At 56.8% G+C, this 14,985-nt stretch carries 14 protein-coding genes; 8 read left to right on the top strand and 6 right to left on the bottom strand.

What is annotated here, in order from left to right; translation table 11 throughout:
- The first annotated feature begins 131 nt into the window (after positions 1-131).
- The gene (gene ssb1 / locus INF58_RS18540; RefSeq protein ID WP_193528268.1) at positions 132-662 is read left to right on the top strand and encodes a single-stranded DNA-binding protein SSB1; all 531 of its coding nucleotides are present in this window, start codon (positions 132-134) and stop codon (positions 660-662) included.
- Positions 663-725: 63 nt separating this feature from the next.
- On the opposite strand, the gene INF58_RS18535 is transcribed toward ssb1, so the two are convergent.
- Complete coding sequence (locus tag INF58_RS18535; protein ID WP_022646751.1) at positions 726-1,007, bottom strand: YjcB family protein; 282 nt, start codon at positions 1,005-1,007, stop codon at positions 726-728.
- A 781-nt stretch (positions 1,008-1,788) separates the two neighbouring features.
- On the opposite strand from INF58_RS18535, the gene INF58_RS18530 reads away from it, so the two are divergent.
- The gene (locus INF58_RS18530; protein WP_193528267.1) at positions 1,789-3,354 is read left to right on the top strand and encodes an EAL domain-containing protein; all 1,566 of its coding nucleotides are present in this window, start codon (positions 1,789-1,791) and stop codon (positions 3,352-3,354) included.
- Between the two features lie 6 nt (positions 3,355-3,360).
- Here INF58_RS18530 and soxS read toward each other — a convergent pair whose 3' ends face one another.
- Positions 3,361-3,687: a superoxide response transcriptional regulator SoxS gene (gene soxS / locus INF58_RS18525; protein ID WP_003860277.1), complete on the bottom strand. Its 327-nt coding sequence runs from the start codon at positions 3,685-3,687 to the stop codon at positions 3,361-3,363.
- Between the two features lie 98 nt (positions 3,688-3,785).
- Here soxS and soxR point away from each other — a divergent pair, with 98 nt between their 5' ends.
- From soxR to INF58_RS18505, 4 genes are all read left to right on the top strand, one after another.
- On the top strand, positions 3,786-4,244 hold the full coding sequence (gene soxR / locus INF58_RS18520; RefSeq protein WP_003860275.1) for a redox-sensitive transcriptional activator SoxR: 459 nt from the start codon (positions 3,786-3,788) through the stop codon (positions 4,242-4,244).
- 362 nt (positions 4,245-4,606) lie between these two features.
- Positions 4,607-5,278 carry a glutathione S-transferase family protein gene (locus tag INF58_RS18515; protein ID WP_193528266.1) on the top strand — a complete coding sequence of 224 codons (672 nt, stop codon included), beginning with the start codon at positions 4,607-4,609 and terminating at the stop codon, positions 5,276-5,278.
- Positions 5,279-5,575: 297 nt separating this feature from the next.
- Complete coding sequence (gene ghxP / locus INF58_RS18510; protein WP_063449848.1) at positions 5,576-6,925, top strand: guanine/hypoxanthine transporter GhxP; 1,350 nt, start codon at positions 5,576-5,578, stop codon at positions 6,923-6,925.
- Positions 6,926-7,078: 153 nt separating this feature from the next.
- Complete coding sequence (locus INF58_RS18505) at positions 7,079-8,725, top strand: Na+/H+ antiporter (protein ID WP_063449847.1); 1,647 nt, start codon at positions 7,079-7,081, stop codon at positions 8,723-8,725.
- Between the two features lie 81 nt (positions 8,726-8,806).
- On the opposite strand, the gene INF58_RS18500 is transcribed toward INF58_RS18505, so the two are convergent.
- The gene (locus tag INF58_RS18500) at positions 8,807-9,694 is read right to left on the bottom strand and encodes a LysR family transcriptional regulator (protein WP_193528265.1); all 888 of its coding nucleotides are present in this window, start codon (positions 9,692-9,694) and stop codon (positions 8,807-8,809) included.
- A gap of 102 nt (positions 9,695-9,796) precedes the next feature.
- Here INF58_RS18500 and INF58_RS18495 point away from each other — a divergent pair, with 102 nt between their 5' ends.
- Positions 9,797-10,207 (top strand): CidA/LrgA family protein, encoded by a 411-nt coding sequence (locus tag INF58_RS18495; protein ID WP_063865496.1) that lies wholly within the window; start codon positions 9,797-9,799, stop codon positions 10,205-10,207.
- The gene (locus tag INF58_RS18490; RefSeq protein WP_102751355.1) at positions 10,200-10,889 is read left to right on the top strand and encodes an LrgB family protein; all 690 of its coding nucleotides are present in this window, start codon (positions 10,200-10,202) and stop codon (positions 10,887-10,889) included. The genes INF58_RS18495 and INF58_RS18490 overlap by 8 nt, the downstream gene beginning before the upstream one ends.
- Before the next feature lie 32 nt (positions 10,890-10,921).
- On the opposite strand, the gene actP is transcribed toward INF58_RS18490, so the two are convergent.
- From actP to acs, 3 genes are all read right to left on the bottom strand, one after another.
- Positions 10,922-12,571 carry a cation/acetate symporter ActP gene (gene actP, locus INF58_RS18485; RefSeq protein ID WP_107534475.1) on the bottom strand — a complete coding sequence of 550 codons (1,650 nt, stop codon included), beginning with the start codon at positions 12,569-12,571 and terminating at the stop codon, positions 10,922-10,924.
- On the bottom strand, positions 12,568-12,882 hold the full coding sequence (locus tag INF58_RS18480) for a DUF485 domain-containing protein (protein ID WP_131637960.1): 315 nt from the start codon (positions 12,880-12,882) through the stop codon (positions 12,568-12,570). Before INF58_RS18480 ends, actP begins: the two co-directional genes overlap by 4 nt.
- A gap of 88 nt (positions 12,883-12,970) precedes the next feature.
- Positions 12,971-14,929 carry an acetate--CoA ligase gene (acs, locus tag INF58_RS18475; protein ID WP_193528264.1) on the bottom strand — a complete coding sequence of 653 codons (1,959 nt, stop codon included), beginning with the start codon at positions 14,927-14,929 and terminating at the stop codon, positions 12,971-12,973.
- Positions 14,930-14,985 lie beyond the last annotated feature (56 nt).

The following is a 14,985-nucleotide window of genomic DNA, read 5'->3' as shown; positions in this document are numbered from 1 at the left end:
TGATTCACTGTGTAACAATGTCGAGTCCGCGAGAGAACTCTGGAACATGCTACGCAACTATCAAAGTGTCGCATGGAAATGGTACACTCGCGCGTTTACACTATTAAGAAACGTATTCAGGAGACACGAACATGGCCAGCAGAGGCGTAAACAAGGTGATTCTCGTCGGTAATCTGGGCCAGGACCCGGAAGTACGCTACATGCCGAGTGGTGGCGCAGTTGCCAACATTACGCTGGCTACTTCCGAATCCTGGCGTGATAAAGCGACCGGTGAAATGAAAGAGCAGACCGAATGGCACCGCGTTGTGCTGTTTGGCAAACTGGCTGAAGTGGCCGGTGAGTATCTGCGTAAAGGCTCTCAGGTTTACATTGAAGGCCAGCTGCGTACCCGCAAATGGACTGACCAATCCGGTCAGGAAAAATACACCACGGAAGTGGTGGTGAACGTGGGCGGCACCATGCAGATGCTGGGTGGCCGTCAGGGCGGTGGCGCACCGGCAGGTGGCGGTCAGAACCAGCAGCAGGGCGGTTGGGGCCAGCCTCAGCAGCCTCAGGGCGGCAACCAGTTCAGCGGCGGCGCGCAGTCTCGTCCGCAGCCGCAGTCTGCTCCGGCACCGTCTAACGAACCGCCAATGGATTTCGACGACGACATCCCGTTCTGATATTCAGGCGCGTAAAGCACAAAAAAATCCAGACACCAGTCTGGGTTTTTTATTAACAGGCTATCAGGTAATCACCATCGGCCAGTCTGGTGGGGTATGGCTCATGGCTTCAACCATCACCACTTTGATGTTTTCCCAGACGGCGGCCATATCCACTAGCGTAATGCCGAGCAGACCTGTCGCGAACCAGCATGCGGCGCCCAATCCCAACAGGGTGCTAATCACAGCAAGACCTGCATAGTCGGACTTTCGGAACTGAATGTTTAACGTGCTGGCCAGGAACATCAAAACCGCGCTCAACAACGGCCAGCGCAGGAGCACCATGCTGGTGGTAATGGTTGCCATATAACCCATCCTCGACAAAACAGACGAACTGAAATGAAACAATGTTTCTCGTTACATAAGATGTGTGAACTATATCACATTTGCTGTTTTATTCGCCAGTGTCTGCGTGGAGTAAAAGTGGTTTTATAACTCAGGAAAATATATCGTCGACGCTCACTTCAGCGTCTGCGGTGAATTTTTATATTTAATTCATTCAGATAGCAAAACCTTTGCAATACACGATCGGCTGTAAAGGGTTTACAGCAGTCAGTCTATCGATTAATGACCTGTGAAAGATAAAGGCGCGAGATGACTAACGACAGCATGCTGGCCGTGGTGAAGCTGACGTCGCAACGCAACGTGCCCTGGGGCAAGCCCCTCCTGAGTCAGCGTTGAGTCCGCTGACGAGCCGCGCATGGCTGAAGTGTGTCAGGGGCAACGGGATACTTCAGCCATACTGATGCGTGCCGATAAACCATTATATGACGCCAGACGTACGGGAAGAGGAAAATCGATTCTGGCATCTGATTATTTATAAATCAGCAGAAGAAAAAATAGCAGGCTATTTAAGTTAGGGAACTTTAACGCCCATCGCGAAGAATTATTCTTCTTATCGAAAACGAAACCAATACTTTTAGTTTGGCTTACGGGAGAATATTATCGGCATCACGAATTTTAGGATTTTTAATAGCAAAAGTCAGTTGCTAACTTCCTGTGATTCATGCAACGTAATCGCCTGTTTATCAAAGCAGCCGGCCTTCATTGCTACAGGCGTACATCATGCAGGGATACAGAGCGGGAAATGAATCGTAGCGCGCAGCGCAAGATGCTCAAAGTGGCAGGGGTTATCATGGTAGTTATGCTGCCGGTGATGCTTGCGCTATGGTTTGCCCAGCTAAGAGCCGAGTCGGAAATCAGCTCCCAGCTGCGCACGTTCGCTGAACTGGCTTTAAACAAAACTGAACGGGTTATTCAACAGGTTGATCTGGCCCGGGAAGACGCGGAAAAATATCAGGGCAAAGTTTGTACGCCAGCGCATCGTCAATATATGTTGAACGTTTCCCGCGGTCGTCTTTTTGTTGCTGATTTAATATATGCTGAAGGCCAGAATTTTCTTTGTTCAACCATTTATACACCGGACCAACCTTACACCATCCCCGCGGCCAATTACACACGGAAACCTGACGTTTCCATCTATTATTTTCGCGATACGCCATTTTTTAATGGCTATAAAATGATATATGTGCAGCGCGGAAATTATGTCGTCGTGGTCAATCCGCTATCGTACAGTGAGGTGATGTCAGACGATCGTTCCCTGTCGTGGGGAGTATATGACACCGTCAGCAATGCATTCTTTTCCGTTAGCCAGAAAGCCAATATCCCTTTATTGCATTCGATGATTCGGCATGAGGAAACGACTTTTCAGCAGGATGACCGTTTTTATACGATCGTGAAATCCGGGCAGCGGCCCATTGCGGCCATCGTTTCAACGTCCAGTGCCCGTTTTTATGAAACGTTTTATCACCAGGCTACCCTGACGCTACCGTTGGGGATGATTTGCAGCATAATTATTCTGCTGGTGTGGTCGCGTACACACCGCGAATTCAATTCGCCTGGCCGTCTTCTGCACCGGGCGCTGAATAATCGCCAGCTGTGCGTACATTATCAGCCCATTATTGATATTAAAAATAATCAGTGCGTGGGGGCGGAGGCGCTATTGCGCTGGCCTGGATTTAACGGGCAGGTCATGAGCCCGGCCGAATTTATTCCGCTGGCAGAAAAAGAGGGCATGATCGCGCGCATTACCGATTACGTTGTGGAGGAGGTGTTCAGCGATCTTGGGTATTTTCTTGCCGCTCATCCCGAGCTGTATGTCTCGATTAACCTGTCGGCTTCGGATTTCCATTCCTCGCGTCTTATCGCCCTGATCTCAGATAAAGCCCGCTTTTACTCGGTTCGCGCGCAGCAGATCAAAATAGAGGTGACGGAGCGGGGGTTTATCGACGTGCCAAAAACCACGCCGGTTATCCAGGCATTTCGCCAGGCAGGCTATGAGGTGGCGATCGATGACTTCGGAACCGGTTACTCAAACCTGCATAATCTCTATTCCCTGAACGTCGATATTCTGAAAATCGATAAATCTTTTATCGATACCTTAGCCACTAACAGCACCAGCCACCTTATTGCTGAGCACATCATTGAGATGGCGCAAAGCCTGCGGTTGAAAACCATTGCGGAAGGGGTGGAGACCGCCGAGCAGGTCAGCTGGCTGCTGAAGCGAGGCGTACAGTATTGTCAGGGTTGGCACTTCGCGAAAGCGATGCCGCCCCAGGCATTTATGGCCTGGCAGCAGCAATCCTCGCGTTAACGCGCATTAATTAAGCTGGTGGCGGTAGTCGCTCGGCGTCCGGTCAAACTCGCGGCGGAAGACGCGGGAAAAGGTCTGCTGCGACACATAGCCCAGATCCATTGCGATATCAAAAATGGGCCGCTGCGTTGAGCGTAACGCCTGCGCCGCCAGCAGTAGCCTGCGCTGGCGAATGTAGTCACCCAGCGTTTGATGCATCACGGTGCGGAACATTCTCTGTAAATACCATTTCGAATAGCCCGACTTCTTCGCGACCACATCAATGTTCAACGGCTGGTCGATATGTTCATCAATCCATTCAATAAGCGTCTGAATAATTTGCTGATGCGACATAAGGTTGCCCCTCTGTAGATACAACTTTCTCGGTTGATTCGTCGTTTTCTCTGCGGGGGAGTATAATTCCTCAAGTTAACTTGAGGTAAAGAGGTTTTATGGAAAAGAGATTACCGCGCATCAAAGCGCTGTTAACCCCCGGTGAAGTGGCGAAGCGAAGCGGCGTGGCGGTGTCGGCGCTCCACTTCTATGAAAGCAAAGGGTTAATAAAAAGTATCCGTAACGCCGGAAACCAGCGGCGCTACACCCGCGACGTGCTCCGCTACGTGGCGATTATCAAAATTGCGCAACGTATCGGTATCCCGCTGGCCACCATCGGCGACGCGTTCGGCGTATTGCCGGAAGGGCACTCGCTGAGCGCGAAAGAGTGGAAGCAGCTGTCGTCCCAGTGGCGTGAAGAGCTTGATCGTCGTATTCACACGCTGGTGGCCCTGCGCGATGAACTGGACGGCTGCATTGGCTGCGGGTGTTTATCACGTAGTGACTGCCCGCTGCGTAACCCGGGCGACAGGCTGGGCGAGCAGGGAACGGGGGCGCGTCTGCTGGAGGAGGATTGAGATTCTGCGGCCCCTTCGCCGGTTGGCGCTTTGCTTACCCGGCCTACAAGACCGGGAATGTCGGCCGGGTAAGCAAACCGCCATCCGGCAACAAGCATAAAGAACTAAAGCGCCACTAAGGGCGCTTTAGTTTTTTCCGGTCTTTGTCTTTCTCTCTATCCCGCTGGTTCACGGGAGGGTTTCCCCCGACATCAGTACCCCTCGTGTCGAGCTTGTGGAGGAGGTTCCGGTTTGTACTGACACTTTAATTTTATGCCCGGCCGCCGTTTTTGCCACCGAAGACGATCGGATTTTAGCCGAATTTTTTTCGTGAAGTTGTTCAGTTTTCTATAGTTAAAAAGTAGCAATCACCGGAGAACATCATGCTAACGGTCCACCACCTTAACCAGTCTCGTTCCCATCGCGTCCTCTGGGCGCTGGAGGAGCTGGGTCTGACGTACGACATCGTGCGCTACCAGCGCGAAAAAACCATGCTCGCGCCAGACTCGCTCAAAAAAGTGCATCCGCTGGGAAAATCCCCGGTACTCGAAGATAACGGACTGGGTCTGGCCGAATCAGGTGCGATTCTGGAATATCTTCAGGAAACGTACGATCCGGAATCACGATTCAAACCGTTAGATCCCGCCAGCAAGGTGCAGTACCGTTTCTGGCTGCATTACGCCGAAGGATCACTGATGCCGCTGCTGTTAATGAAGCTGGTGTTTAACAGCCTCGGCAAGCCTCCGGTACCGTTTGGCCTGCGCACGCTGGGCAAAGCGCTGGGGCAGGGAGTGCAGAAAGCATATCTCAACCGCCAGCTGGAAACGCACGCGCGCTTTATTGACGCGCATCTTGCCGAAAACCCCTGGTTTGCCGGCGATGCGCTGTCCATGGCGGATATCCAGATGAGTTTTCCGATCTTCGCCCTGCTGGCGCGGGGCGGTATCGACAATCTCAGCCACATAGCGGCATGGAAACAGAACGTGGAGGCGCGCCCGGGCTGGCAGACCACGCTGGAGAAAGGCGGCCCGCTGACCATTCCCGGCGAGGCGTGAAATGTAACGAAATTGCGCACGGACGATAACGTTTGCGCATCCTCTGCTTAATTCTTCATCGCCATGAGGTCATTTTAGCGAAAAACGAGAAAGTTCAGTTGAAAAGGGCGGGTATTAGGCTAGATAATCGTTTGCCTACATTTGACCACCCGTTTTGTAAGCGCGGAGCTAAACGTTTGCTTTTTTTGTGACGCCCCTTTCGTCGCAAACGCAGCACAAGGATTTGACGTTTCGCTGGCAGTGGAGTCTCCACCACGCTTACGGACTTTCAATAAAAATTTTCAGGGGATGTTTTCTATGTCTACGCCATCTGCGCGTACCGGCGGTTCACTTGACGCCATGTTTAAAATTTCTGCTCGCGGCAGTACCGTGCGCCAGGAAGTTGTTGCCGGTCTGACCACGTTTCTGGCGATGGTGTACTCCGTCATCGTGGTGCCGGGCATGCTCGGCAAAGCCGGCTTCCCGCCCGCGGCGGTCTTCGTTGCCACCTGTCTGGTAGCGGGCGTTGGCTCCATCGTGATGGGGCTGTGGGCGAACCTGCCGCTGGCGATCGGCTGCGCCATCTCCCTGACCGCGTTTACCGCTTTCAGCCTGGTACTGGGCCAGCAGATCAGCGTCCCCGTAGCGCTCGGCGCGGTGTTCCTGATGGGCGTACTGTTCACTGTGATTTCTGCCACCGGCATCCGCAGCTGGATTTTGCGCAACCTGCCGCAGGGCGTGGCGCATGGCACCGGTATCGGTATTGGCCTGTTCCTGCTGCTGATTGCCGCCAACGGCGTGGGTCTGGTCATCAAGAATCCGCTGGACGGTCTGCCGGTTGCGCTGGGTAACTTTGCGAGCTTCCCGGTGATCATGTCGCTGGTGGGGCTGGCGGTGATTATCGGCCTGGAAAAACTGAAGGTGCCGGGCGGCATTCTGCTGACCATTATCGGCGTGTCCATCGTCGGGCTGATCTTCGACCCGACCGTTCACTTTTCCGGTATTTTCGCCATGCCGTCGCTGAGCGACGACAACGGCAACTCCCTGATCGGCAGCCTGGATATCGTGGGCGCGCTGAACCCGGTGATCCTGCCAAGCGTGCTGGCGCTGGTGATGACGGCGGTGTTTGACGCCACCGGGACCATCCGCGCGGTGGCGGGGCAGGCTAACCTGCTGGATAAAGACGGCCAGATTATCGACGGCGGCAAAGCGCTGACCACCGACTCCCTGAGCAGCGTCTTCTCTGGTCTGGTGGGCGCGGCGCCTGCGGCGGTGTACATCGAATCCGCAGCGGGTACGGCGGCAGGCGGTAAAACCGGCCTGACGGCCATCACCGTTGGCGTGCTGTTCCTGCTGATCCTGTTCCTCTCTCCGCTCTCCTACCTGGTGCCTGCGTATGCAACCGCGCCAGCGCTGATGTACGTCGGCCTGCTGATGCTGAGCAACGTGGCGAAAATCGACTTCGCGGATTTTGTCGACGCCATGTCCGGCCTGATCACCGCAGTATTCATCGTGCTGACCTGTAACATCGTGACCGGCATCATGATCGGCTTCGCCTCGCTGGTGATTGGCCGCCTGGTCTCCGGTGAGTGGCGCAAGCTGAACATCGGCACCGTGGTGATCGCCGTTGCGCTGGTCGCGTTCTACGCGGGCGGCTGGGCAATCTAAATTATCCATTGATGCGAAAACGGGTGGCTCAGGCCGCCCGTTTTAATTTTCAGGACTCATCCCGTTGCCTTTTGCGTTACTCTGGAGAGGATAGAATAAGAGGCACGACGCCTCAGGTTTGGCTTAAAAAGAAACACAGCAAACAGGGAACGCATGGAAATTTTCTTCACAATACTCATCATGACCCTTGTGGTCTCATTATCCGGGGTGGTTACACGCGTACTGCCCTTCCAGGTCCCCCTGCCTTTAATGCAAATAGCCATCGGCGCGCTGCTGGCGTGGCCGACGTTCGGTCTGCACGTGGAGTTCGATCCGGAACTGTTCCTCGTGCTGTTTATCCCGCCGCTGCTGTTTGCCGATGGGTGGAAAACGCCGACGCGCGAATTTCTTGAGCACGGGCGAGAGATCTTCGGTCTGGCGCTGGCGCTGGTGGTCGTTACCGTGGTCGGGATAGGTTTCCTGATCTACTGGGCTGTACCGGGTATCCCGTTAATTCCCGCCTTTGCGCTGGCCGCCGTACTGTCGCCGACCGACGCCGTGGCGCTGTCCGGCATCGTAGGCGAAGGGCGCATTCCAAAGAAAATCATGGGCATTTTGCAGGGTGAAGCGTTGATGAACGACGCTTCCGGCCTGGTGGCCCTGAAGTTTGCCGTGGCGGTAGCCATGGGCACCATGGTCTTTACCATTGGTGGCGCGACCCTGGAATTCTTCAAGGTGGCGATTGGCGGGATCCTCGCAGGCTTTGTGGTGAGCTGGCTGTACGGTCGTTCGCTGCGCTTCCTCAGCCGCTGGGGCGGCGATGAACCGGCGACGCAGATCGTTCTGCTGTTCCTGCTGCCGTTTGCCTCTTATCTGATTGCCGAACATATCGGCGTGTCGGGCATTCTGGCAGCGGTAGCCGCAGGGATGACCATCACCCGCTCCGGCGTGATGCGCCGCGCGCCGCTGGCGATGCGCCTGCGTGCAAACAGTACCTGGGCGATGCTGGAATTCGTGTTCAACGGCATGGTCTTCCTGCTGTTGGGTCTACAGTTGCCGGGCATTATGGAATCTTCGCTGATCGCGGCAGAAGCCGATCCGAACGTTGAAGTCTGGATGCTGTTTACCGATATCGTGCTCATCTACCTTGCGCTGATGCTGGTGCGTTTCGGCTGGCTGTGGACGATGAAAAAGTTCAGCGTCCGCTTCCTGACGAAAAAGCCGATGGAGTTCGGCTCCTGGACCACGCGCGAGCTGCTGATTGCCTCTTTCGCCGGCGTGCGCGGGGCGATTACCCTTGCCGGTGTGCTCTCCATTCCGCTGCTGCTGCCGACGGGCGATGTCTTCCCGGCGCGCTACGAGCTGGTGTTCCTGGCGGCGGGCGTGATCCTCTTCTCGCTGTTTGTCGGCGTGATTATGCTGCCGATTCTGCTGCAACACATTGATGCGGGTGACTCTTCGCAGCAGCATAAAGAAGAGCGGATTGCCCGCGCGGCGACGGCGGAAGTCGCGATTGTCGCCATTGAGAAGATGGAGGAGCGTCTGGCAGCCGATGCCGAAGAGAACATTGATAACCAGCTGCTGAAGGAAGTCAGTTCACGCGTGATTGGTAATTTGCGCCGTCGTGCTGACGGGCGTAACGACGTGGAAAGTTCGTTGCAGGAAGAGAACCTCGAGCGTCGTTTCCGCCTGGCGGCGCTGCGCTCCGAGCGTGCCGAGCTGTATCACCTGCGCGCGACGCGTCAGATCAGCAACGAGACGCTGCAAAAGCTGCTGCACGATCTGGATCTGCTGGAAGCGCTGTTGATAGAGAATCAGTAGCGCGTTGTTGCCCGGTGGCGCTGCGCTTACCGGGCCTACATTTGAACCGTAGGCCGGGTAAGGCGAAGCCGCCACCCGGCACTATTCAGACCGCACCCAAAACCCCTCACAACATTGCAGCCACGCCTGTGCGCTGTGCGACAGATACACCCCTTCACGCCAGATCATCCCCAACTGCCAGTGCAGGTCACTCTCCAGCGGGATCCAGCGCAGCGTGTTTTTATCCAGCCGTTCGCAAATCGGCTGCGGCAGAATGGCAATCCCCACGCCCGCCTGGACCATCGCCGCGAGAAAATCCCACTGGCCGCTGCGCACCGCAATGCGGGGCTTCACGTTATGGTGATTAAACAGCGCCATCAGCTGGCGGCTTAAGGCGAAATCTTCGTTGTAAATCAGCAGCGGGTGCTCGCCGAGCAGCTCGGGGTTCACCGACTCAACCTTCAGCCAGTCGCCGGAGCGAGGCACCAGCACGCACAGCGGATGGCTGAACAGCGGCAGCGTTGCCAGCCCGCTCTCTTCCTCCACGGGAAGGGCCGTCATGGCCACGTCCAGCTCGCCGTTGATCACCGCCTGCTGCACGGTCAGGCCGCCAAACTCAGAAATTTTAAGCTCAACGCCGGGGTAGCGCTGACGGAAGAGGCTTATCGGCCCGGCCATCATCATGCCGACCATCGGCGGAATGCCGAGCCGCAGCAGCCCTTTTGTCAGGTGATTAATGTCACCAAGCTCGGCCTCCAGCTGGCGGAACTCTGCCAGGATCGCCAGCCCGCGCTCGAACACCACGCGGCCGGTATCGGTCAGCAGCAGCTTGCGTCCGTCACGAATAAGCAGGGTACAGTTCAGCTCGTCCTCGAGGTTTTTCAGCATCTTGCTTATGGTCGGCTGGGTAACGAACAACTTCTCCGCTGCGCGGGTAAAACTTTGCTGGCGAACCACCTCGACAAAATAGCGCAGCGTTCTTATGTCCATGATTATTCCTCGAAACTATACCTTCGATGATTTTAATTCATTTCAGTCGATGACGTACGCTCACTATACTGGCGCCTCGTCTCAATTCTGAGGAAAAAACCCATGGCCGTGGCGTTAAGCCGTGTTACGCCTGCCGTTGTGCAACGACTCCAGGTCCCGGTTCAGGTACTGCTTTACGCGGGACTGTTTGTTTTTGCGGAATATCTTGTCGACTGGCTTCACCTGCCTTTACCCGCTAACCTGGTGGGGATGGTGCTGATGCTGGCGCTGATCCTCTGCCGCGCGTTGCCCCTCAGCTGGGTGCGCGCCGGCGCGCGCTGGCTGCTGGCGGAGATGCTGCTGTTTTTCGTTCCGGCCGTGGTCGCCGTGGTGAACTATGCGCAGCTGCTGATGGTCGACGGCTGGCGCATCTTCGCGGTTATTGCCCTGAGCACGCTGATGGTGCTGGGGGCCACCGCCTGGGTGGTGGACAAGGTGTACCGGTTCGAAATCAGCAGGCAAAAGCATGACTAACTTTCAGATAAGCGTGCTGTGCCTGATCGTGACGGTCGCCATCTACTTTGCCAACAAGCGCCTGTATCGCCGCTTTCGCACGCTGCCGCTGATGCCGCTGGTCTTCACGCCCATCCTGCTGGTGCTGATGCTGGTCTTCGGCCATATCTCCTGGCAGAACTACATTGGTGAATCCCACTGGCTGCTGTGGCTGCTCGGCCCGGCGACTATCGCCTTTGCGGTGCCGGTGTATGACAACCTGGCGATTATCAAACGCCACTGGATGTCGCTCAGCGCGGGGGTCGTCACCGCGACGGTGGTGGCGGTCTGTAGCTCCGTCTGGCTGGCGCGGCTGTTTACCCTCTCCGATGAAATTCAGCGCAGCCTGGCCGTGCGCTCGGTGACCACGCCGTTTGCGCTGGCGGCCGCCAAACCGCTCGGCGGGCAGCCGGACCTGGTGGCGCTGTTTGTGGTCGTCACCGGCGTATTCGGCATGGCGGTGGGCGATATGCTGTTTCTGCGGCTGTCCATTCGGGAAGGGATGGCGAAAGGGGCGGGCTTTGGCGCGGCGTCGCACGGTGCGGGGACGGCGCGTTCGTATGAACTCGGTCAGCAGGAGGGCGTGGTGGCAAGCCTGGTGATGATGCTGTCGGGCGTGACGATGGTATTAATCGCGCCGCTGGTGGCGTGGGTGATGTTTTAAGCTCCCCGGCCAGCATGACCGGGGAGAAAGGCTTAGTGCGCGCGGCCCTGCTCAACGCCCAGGCCGGTCTGCGAGCGGATAAACTGGGCGCGGAATTTCTCACGCTCCAGGTTACCCTCCGGCGAGTTGTCGGTGGCCGAGAAGAACCAGATCCCGATAAACGCCACGGCAATGGAGAACAGCGCCGGGTATTCATACGGGAAGATAGCGCTTTCGTGACCAAGGATCTGCACCCAAATCGTCGGGCCGAGGATCATCAGAACCACCGCCGTCAGCAGCCCCAGCCAGCCGCCAATCATCGCCCCACGGGTGGTCAGTTTTGACCAGTACATGGAGAGCAGAATGATCGGGAAGTTACAGCTCGCCGCAATCGAGAAGGCCAGCCCTACCATGAAGGCGATGTTCTGCTTCTCGAAGAGAATGCCCAGCAGAATGGCGACCACGCCCAGCACCAGCACGGTGATTTTGGAAACCTTCAGCTCGTCGCGCTCGCTCGCGCCTTTACGGAAGACGTTGGCGTAGAGGTCGTGCGATACCGCAGACGCGCCCGCCAGCGTCAGCCCGGCGACCACCGCAAGGATGGTGGCGAAGGCCACGGCGGAGATAAAGCCGAGGAACAGGTTACCGCCCACCGCGTCGGCCAGGTGCACCGCCGCCATGTTGTTACCGCCAATCAGCGCGCCTGCCGCGTCTTTAAACGCCGGGTTCGCCCCCACCAGCATGATCGCGCCGAAGCCGATAATGAAGGTCAGAATGTAGAAGTAGCCCATGAAACCGGTGGCGTAGAACACGCTCTTGCGCGCTTCACGCGCGTCTGACACGGTGAAGAAACGCATCAGAATGTGCGGCAGCCCCGCAGTACCAAACATCAGGCCGAGACCGAGCGAGAGCGCGGATATCGGATCTTTCACCAGCCCGCCCGGGCTCATGATCGCTTCTCCTTTCGGGTGTACCGACATCGCTTCGGTAAACAGGTTATTGAAGCTGAAGCCGACGTGTTTCATCACCATAAAGGCCATAAAGCTTGCGCCGAACAGCAGCAGCACGGCTTTGATGATCTGCACCCAGGTGGTGGCCAGCATGCCGCCGAACAGAACGTACATCACCATCAGCACGCCCACCAGCACCACCGCGACGTGGTAGTTCAGGCCGAACAGCAGCTCGATCAGCTTGCCTGCGCCCACCATCTGGGCAATCAGGTACAGCGCCACGACCACCAGCGAACCGCAGGCGGACAGCATGCGGATAGGGCCTTGCTTCAGACGGTAGGAGGCCACGTCGGCAAAGGTGTAGCGACCAAGGTTACGCAGGCGCTCGGCAATCAGGAACAGAATGATCGGCCAGCCGACGAGGAAGCCGAGGGAGTAGATCAGGCCGTCGTAGCCGGAGGTGTAAACCAGCGCGGAGATCCCGAGGAACGAGGCGGCAGACATAAAGTCACCCGCAATCGCCAGCCCGTTCTGGAAGCCGGTTATGTTGCCGCCCGCGGTGTAGTAATCGTTACGGGAGCGCACGCGTTTCGATGCCCAGTACGTAATGTACAGCGTCAGCACCACGAAAATCAGGAACATGACGATAGCCTGCCAGTTGGTGGGCTGGCGCTGAACCTCGCCGGTAAGGGCATCCGCCGCCTGGGCAGCAAAGGGAAGTGTGGCGGCAAGCGCCGTCAGGACTCGCTTCATGATGCTTTTACCTCTTGCAGTACTGCTTTATTAAGACGATCGAATTCACCGTTCGCACGCCAGACGTACACACCCGTCAGCACAAACGAAATCACGATAACGCCAATGCCAATCGGGATACCACGCGTAACGCTGGTTCCGGCGTGCAGCGGCGTCCCAAGCCACTGCGGCGCAAAGGCGATCAGCAGAATAAAGCCGACGTAGATAATCAGCATGATGATGGAAAGGATGAAGGCAAACCGTTGCCGTTTTTCGACGAGCTCCCTGTAGTGCGCACTATTCTCTATCTGCTGACAAATATCATGATTCATCACAGAAATCTCCAGAGGTAAGGTTGGTTTGTTTTATCCCCTCTCCCCTATGGGGAGAGGGTTAGGGTGAGGGGAGAGGGAGAAAAGATTATGATGGCATCGCGATGGCCTGCTTCTCTTCGAGCAGTTTGTCCACCACGCCAGGATCGGCAAGCGTTGAGGTATCGCCGAGGTTGCTGGTATCGCCTGCCGCGATTTTGCGCAGGATACGGCGCATAATCTTGCCGGAACGGGTTTTCGGCAGCGAGTCTGTCCAGTGCAGTACGTCCGGCGTGGCAAGCGGGCCAATCTCTTTACGTACCCAGTTGCGCACCTCGGTATACAGCTCCGGAGACGGCTCTTCACCGTGGTTCAGGGTGACGTAGGCGTAAATCGCCTGGCCCTTGATGTTGTGCGGAATGCCGACCACCGCCGCTTCGGCAATCTTCGGATGCGACACCAGCGCGGATTCAATCTCTGCCGTACCCAGACGGTGGCCGGAAACGTTCAGCACGTCGTCCACGCGTCCGGTGATCCAGTAATAACCGTCTTCATCCCGGCGCGCGCCGTCGCCGCTGAAGTACATGTTTTTGAAGGTCGAGAAGTAGGTCTGCTCGAAGCGCTCATGGTCGCCGAACAGGGTGCGTGCCTGGCCTGGCCAGGAATCGACGATCACCAGGTTGCCTTCGGTGGCGCCTTCCTGCGGATTGCCTTCGTTGTCCACCAGCGCAGGCTGCACGCCGAAGAACGGGCGCGTGGCCGAACCGGCTTTCAGCTGCGTGGCGCCCGGCATTGGCGTGATCATGAAGCCGCCGGTTTCGGTCTGCCACCAGGTGTCCATCACCGGGCACTTCTCGTTGCCGATTTTCTTCCAGTACCACTCCCAGGCTTCCGGATTAATCGGCTCGCCTACGGAGCCGAGGATGCGCAGGGAAGAGCGGTCAGTTCCCTCGATGGCTTTATCCCCTTCCGCCATCAGCGCACGGATTGCCGTTGGCGCGGTGTAGAGAATGTTAACCTGATGCTTATCAACTACCTGGCACATGCGCGCCGGGGTCGGCCAGTTCGGTACGCCTTCAAACATCAGCGTCGTTGCGCCGCAGGCCAGCGGGCCGTACAGCAGGTAGCTGTGACCGGTGACCCAGCCCACGTCGGCGGTGCACCAGTAGATGTCGCCCGGATGGTAGTCGAAAACGTATTTAAAGGTCGTCGCGGCGTACACCAGATAGCCGCCGGTGGTATGCAGTACGCCCTTCGGCTTACCGGTGGAGCCGGAGGTATAAAGGATAAACAGCGGATCTTCCGCGTTCATCTCTTCCGGCTGATGCTGGTCACTCGCGTTTTCAATCAGATCGCTCCACCACAGGTCGCGCCCCTCGTGCCAGTCGATGTTGCCGCCCGTACGTTTGAAGACAATGACGTTATTGATGGACTTCACGTTCGGGTTTTTCAGCGCTTCATCGACGTTTTTCTTCAGCGGAATACCGCGACCGGCGCGCACGCCCTCGTCAGCGGTGATCACCAGCTTCGAATTAGAGTCAACGATGCGTCCGGCAACCGCTTCCGGCGAGAAGCCGCCGAAGATCACGGAGTGGATCGCACCGATGCGCGCGCAGGCCAGCATAGCCACCGCGGCTTCCGGCACCATGGGCATATAGATAGCCACCACGTCGCCTTTTTTAATGCCCTGGGCCAGCAGCACGTTGGCGAAGCGGCAGACGTCGCGGTGCAGTTCTTTATAGGAGATGTGTTTGCTCTGAGAGGCATCGTCGCCTTCCCAGATAATGGCCGTTTCGTTGCCGCGTTCGGCAAGATGGCGGTCCAGGCAGTTCGCCGCCAGGTTCAGCGTGCCGTCTTCATACCATTTAATGGAGACGTTACCCGGCGCGAAAGAGGTGTTCTTTACCTTCTGATAAGGTTTGATCCAGTCGAGGATGTGGCCCTGTTCGCCCCAGAACGCGTCAGGGCTGGAAATAGACTGCTGATATTTCTTCTGGTACTGCTCCGGGCTTATCAGGCAACGGTCCGCAATGTTTGCGGGAATGTCGTGTTTGTGTATTTGGCTCATGGCTTTTTTTCTCCTTGTAAGATGTTAATAATATGTCGCAAAAACGTTAATAGTAG

This window comes from Enterobacter cloacae complex sp. P24RS (assembly GCF_014982165.1).
Lineage (GTDB): Bacteria > Pseudomonadota > Gammaproteobacteria > Enterobacterales > Enterobacteriaceae > Enterobacter > Enterobacter quasihormaechei.
Note: the sequence above shows the minus strand (reverse complement) of the source record. Positions and strands in the feature narration are given on the sequence as shown.

Bases quoted from the DNA above. Each gene is read 5' to 3' on its own strand.
- ssb1 (WP_193528268.1), top strand. From the start codon at position 132: ATGGCCAGCAGAGGCGTAAACAAGGTGATTCTCGTCGGTAATCTGGGC.
- INF58_RS18535 (WP_022646751.1), bottom strand. From the start codon at position 1,007: ATGGCAACCATTACCACCAGCATGGTGCTCCTGCGCTGGCCGTTGTTG.
- INF58_RS18530 (WP_193528267.1), top strand. From the start codon at position 1,789: ATGAATCGTAGCGCGCAGCGCAAGATGCTCAAAGTGGCAGGGGTTATC.
- soxS (WP_003860277.1), bottom strand. From the start codon at position 3,687: ATGTCGCATCAGCAAATTATTCAGACGCTTATTGAATGGATTGATGAA.
- soxR (WP_003860275.1), top strand. From the start codon at position 3,786: ATGGAAAAGAGATTACCGCGCATCAAAGCGCTGTTAACCCCCGGTGAA.
- INF58_RS18515 (WP_193528266.1), top strand. From the start codon at position 4,607: ATGCTAACGGTCCACCACCTTAACCAGTCTCGTTCCCATCGCGTCCTC.
- ghxP (WP_063449848.1), top strand. From the start codon at position 5,576: ATGTCTACGCCATCTGCGCGTACCGGCGGTTCACTTGACGCCATGTTT.
- INF58_RS18505 (WP_063449847.1), top strand. From the start codon at position 7,079: ATGGAAATTTTCTTCACAATACTCATCATGACCCTTGTGGTCTCATTA.
- INF58_RS18500 (WP_193528265.1), bottom strand. From the start codon at position 9,694: ATGGACATAAGAACGCTGCGCTATTTTGTCGAGGTGGTTCGCCAGCAA.
- INF58_RS18495 (WP_063865496.1), top strand. From the start codon at position 9,797: ATGGCCGTGGCGTTAAGCCGTGTTACGCCTGCCGTTGTGCAACGACTC.
- INF58_RS18490 (WP_102751355.1), top strand. From the start codon at position 10,200: ATGACTAACTTTCAGATAAGCGTGCTGTGCCTGATCGTGACGGTCGCC.
- actP (WP_107534475.1), bottom strand. From the start codon at position 12,571: ATGAAGCGAGTCCTGACGGCGCTTGCCGCCACACTTCCCTTTGCTGCC.
- INF58_RS18480 (WP_131637960.1), bottom strand. From the start codon at position 12,882: ATGAATCATGATATTTGTCAGCAGATAGAGAATAGTGCGCACTACAGG.
- acs (WP_193528264.1), bottom strand. From the start codon at position 14,929: ATGAGCCAAATACACAAACACGACATTCCCGCAAACATTGCGGACCGT.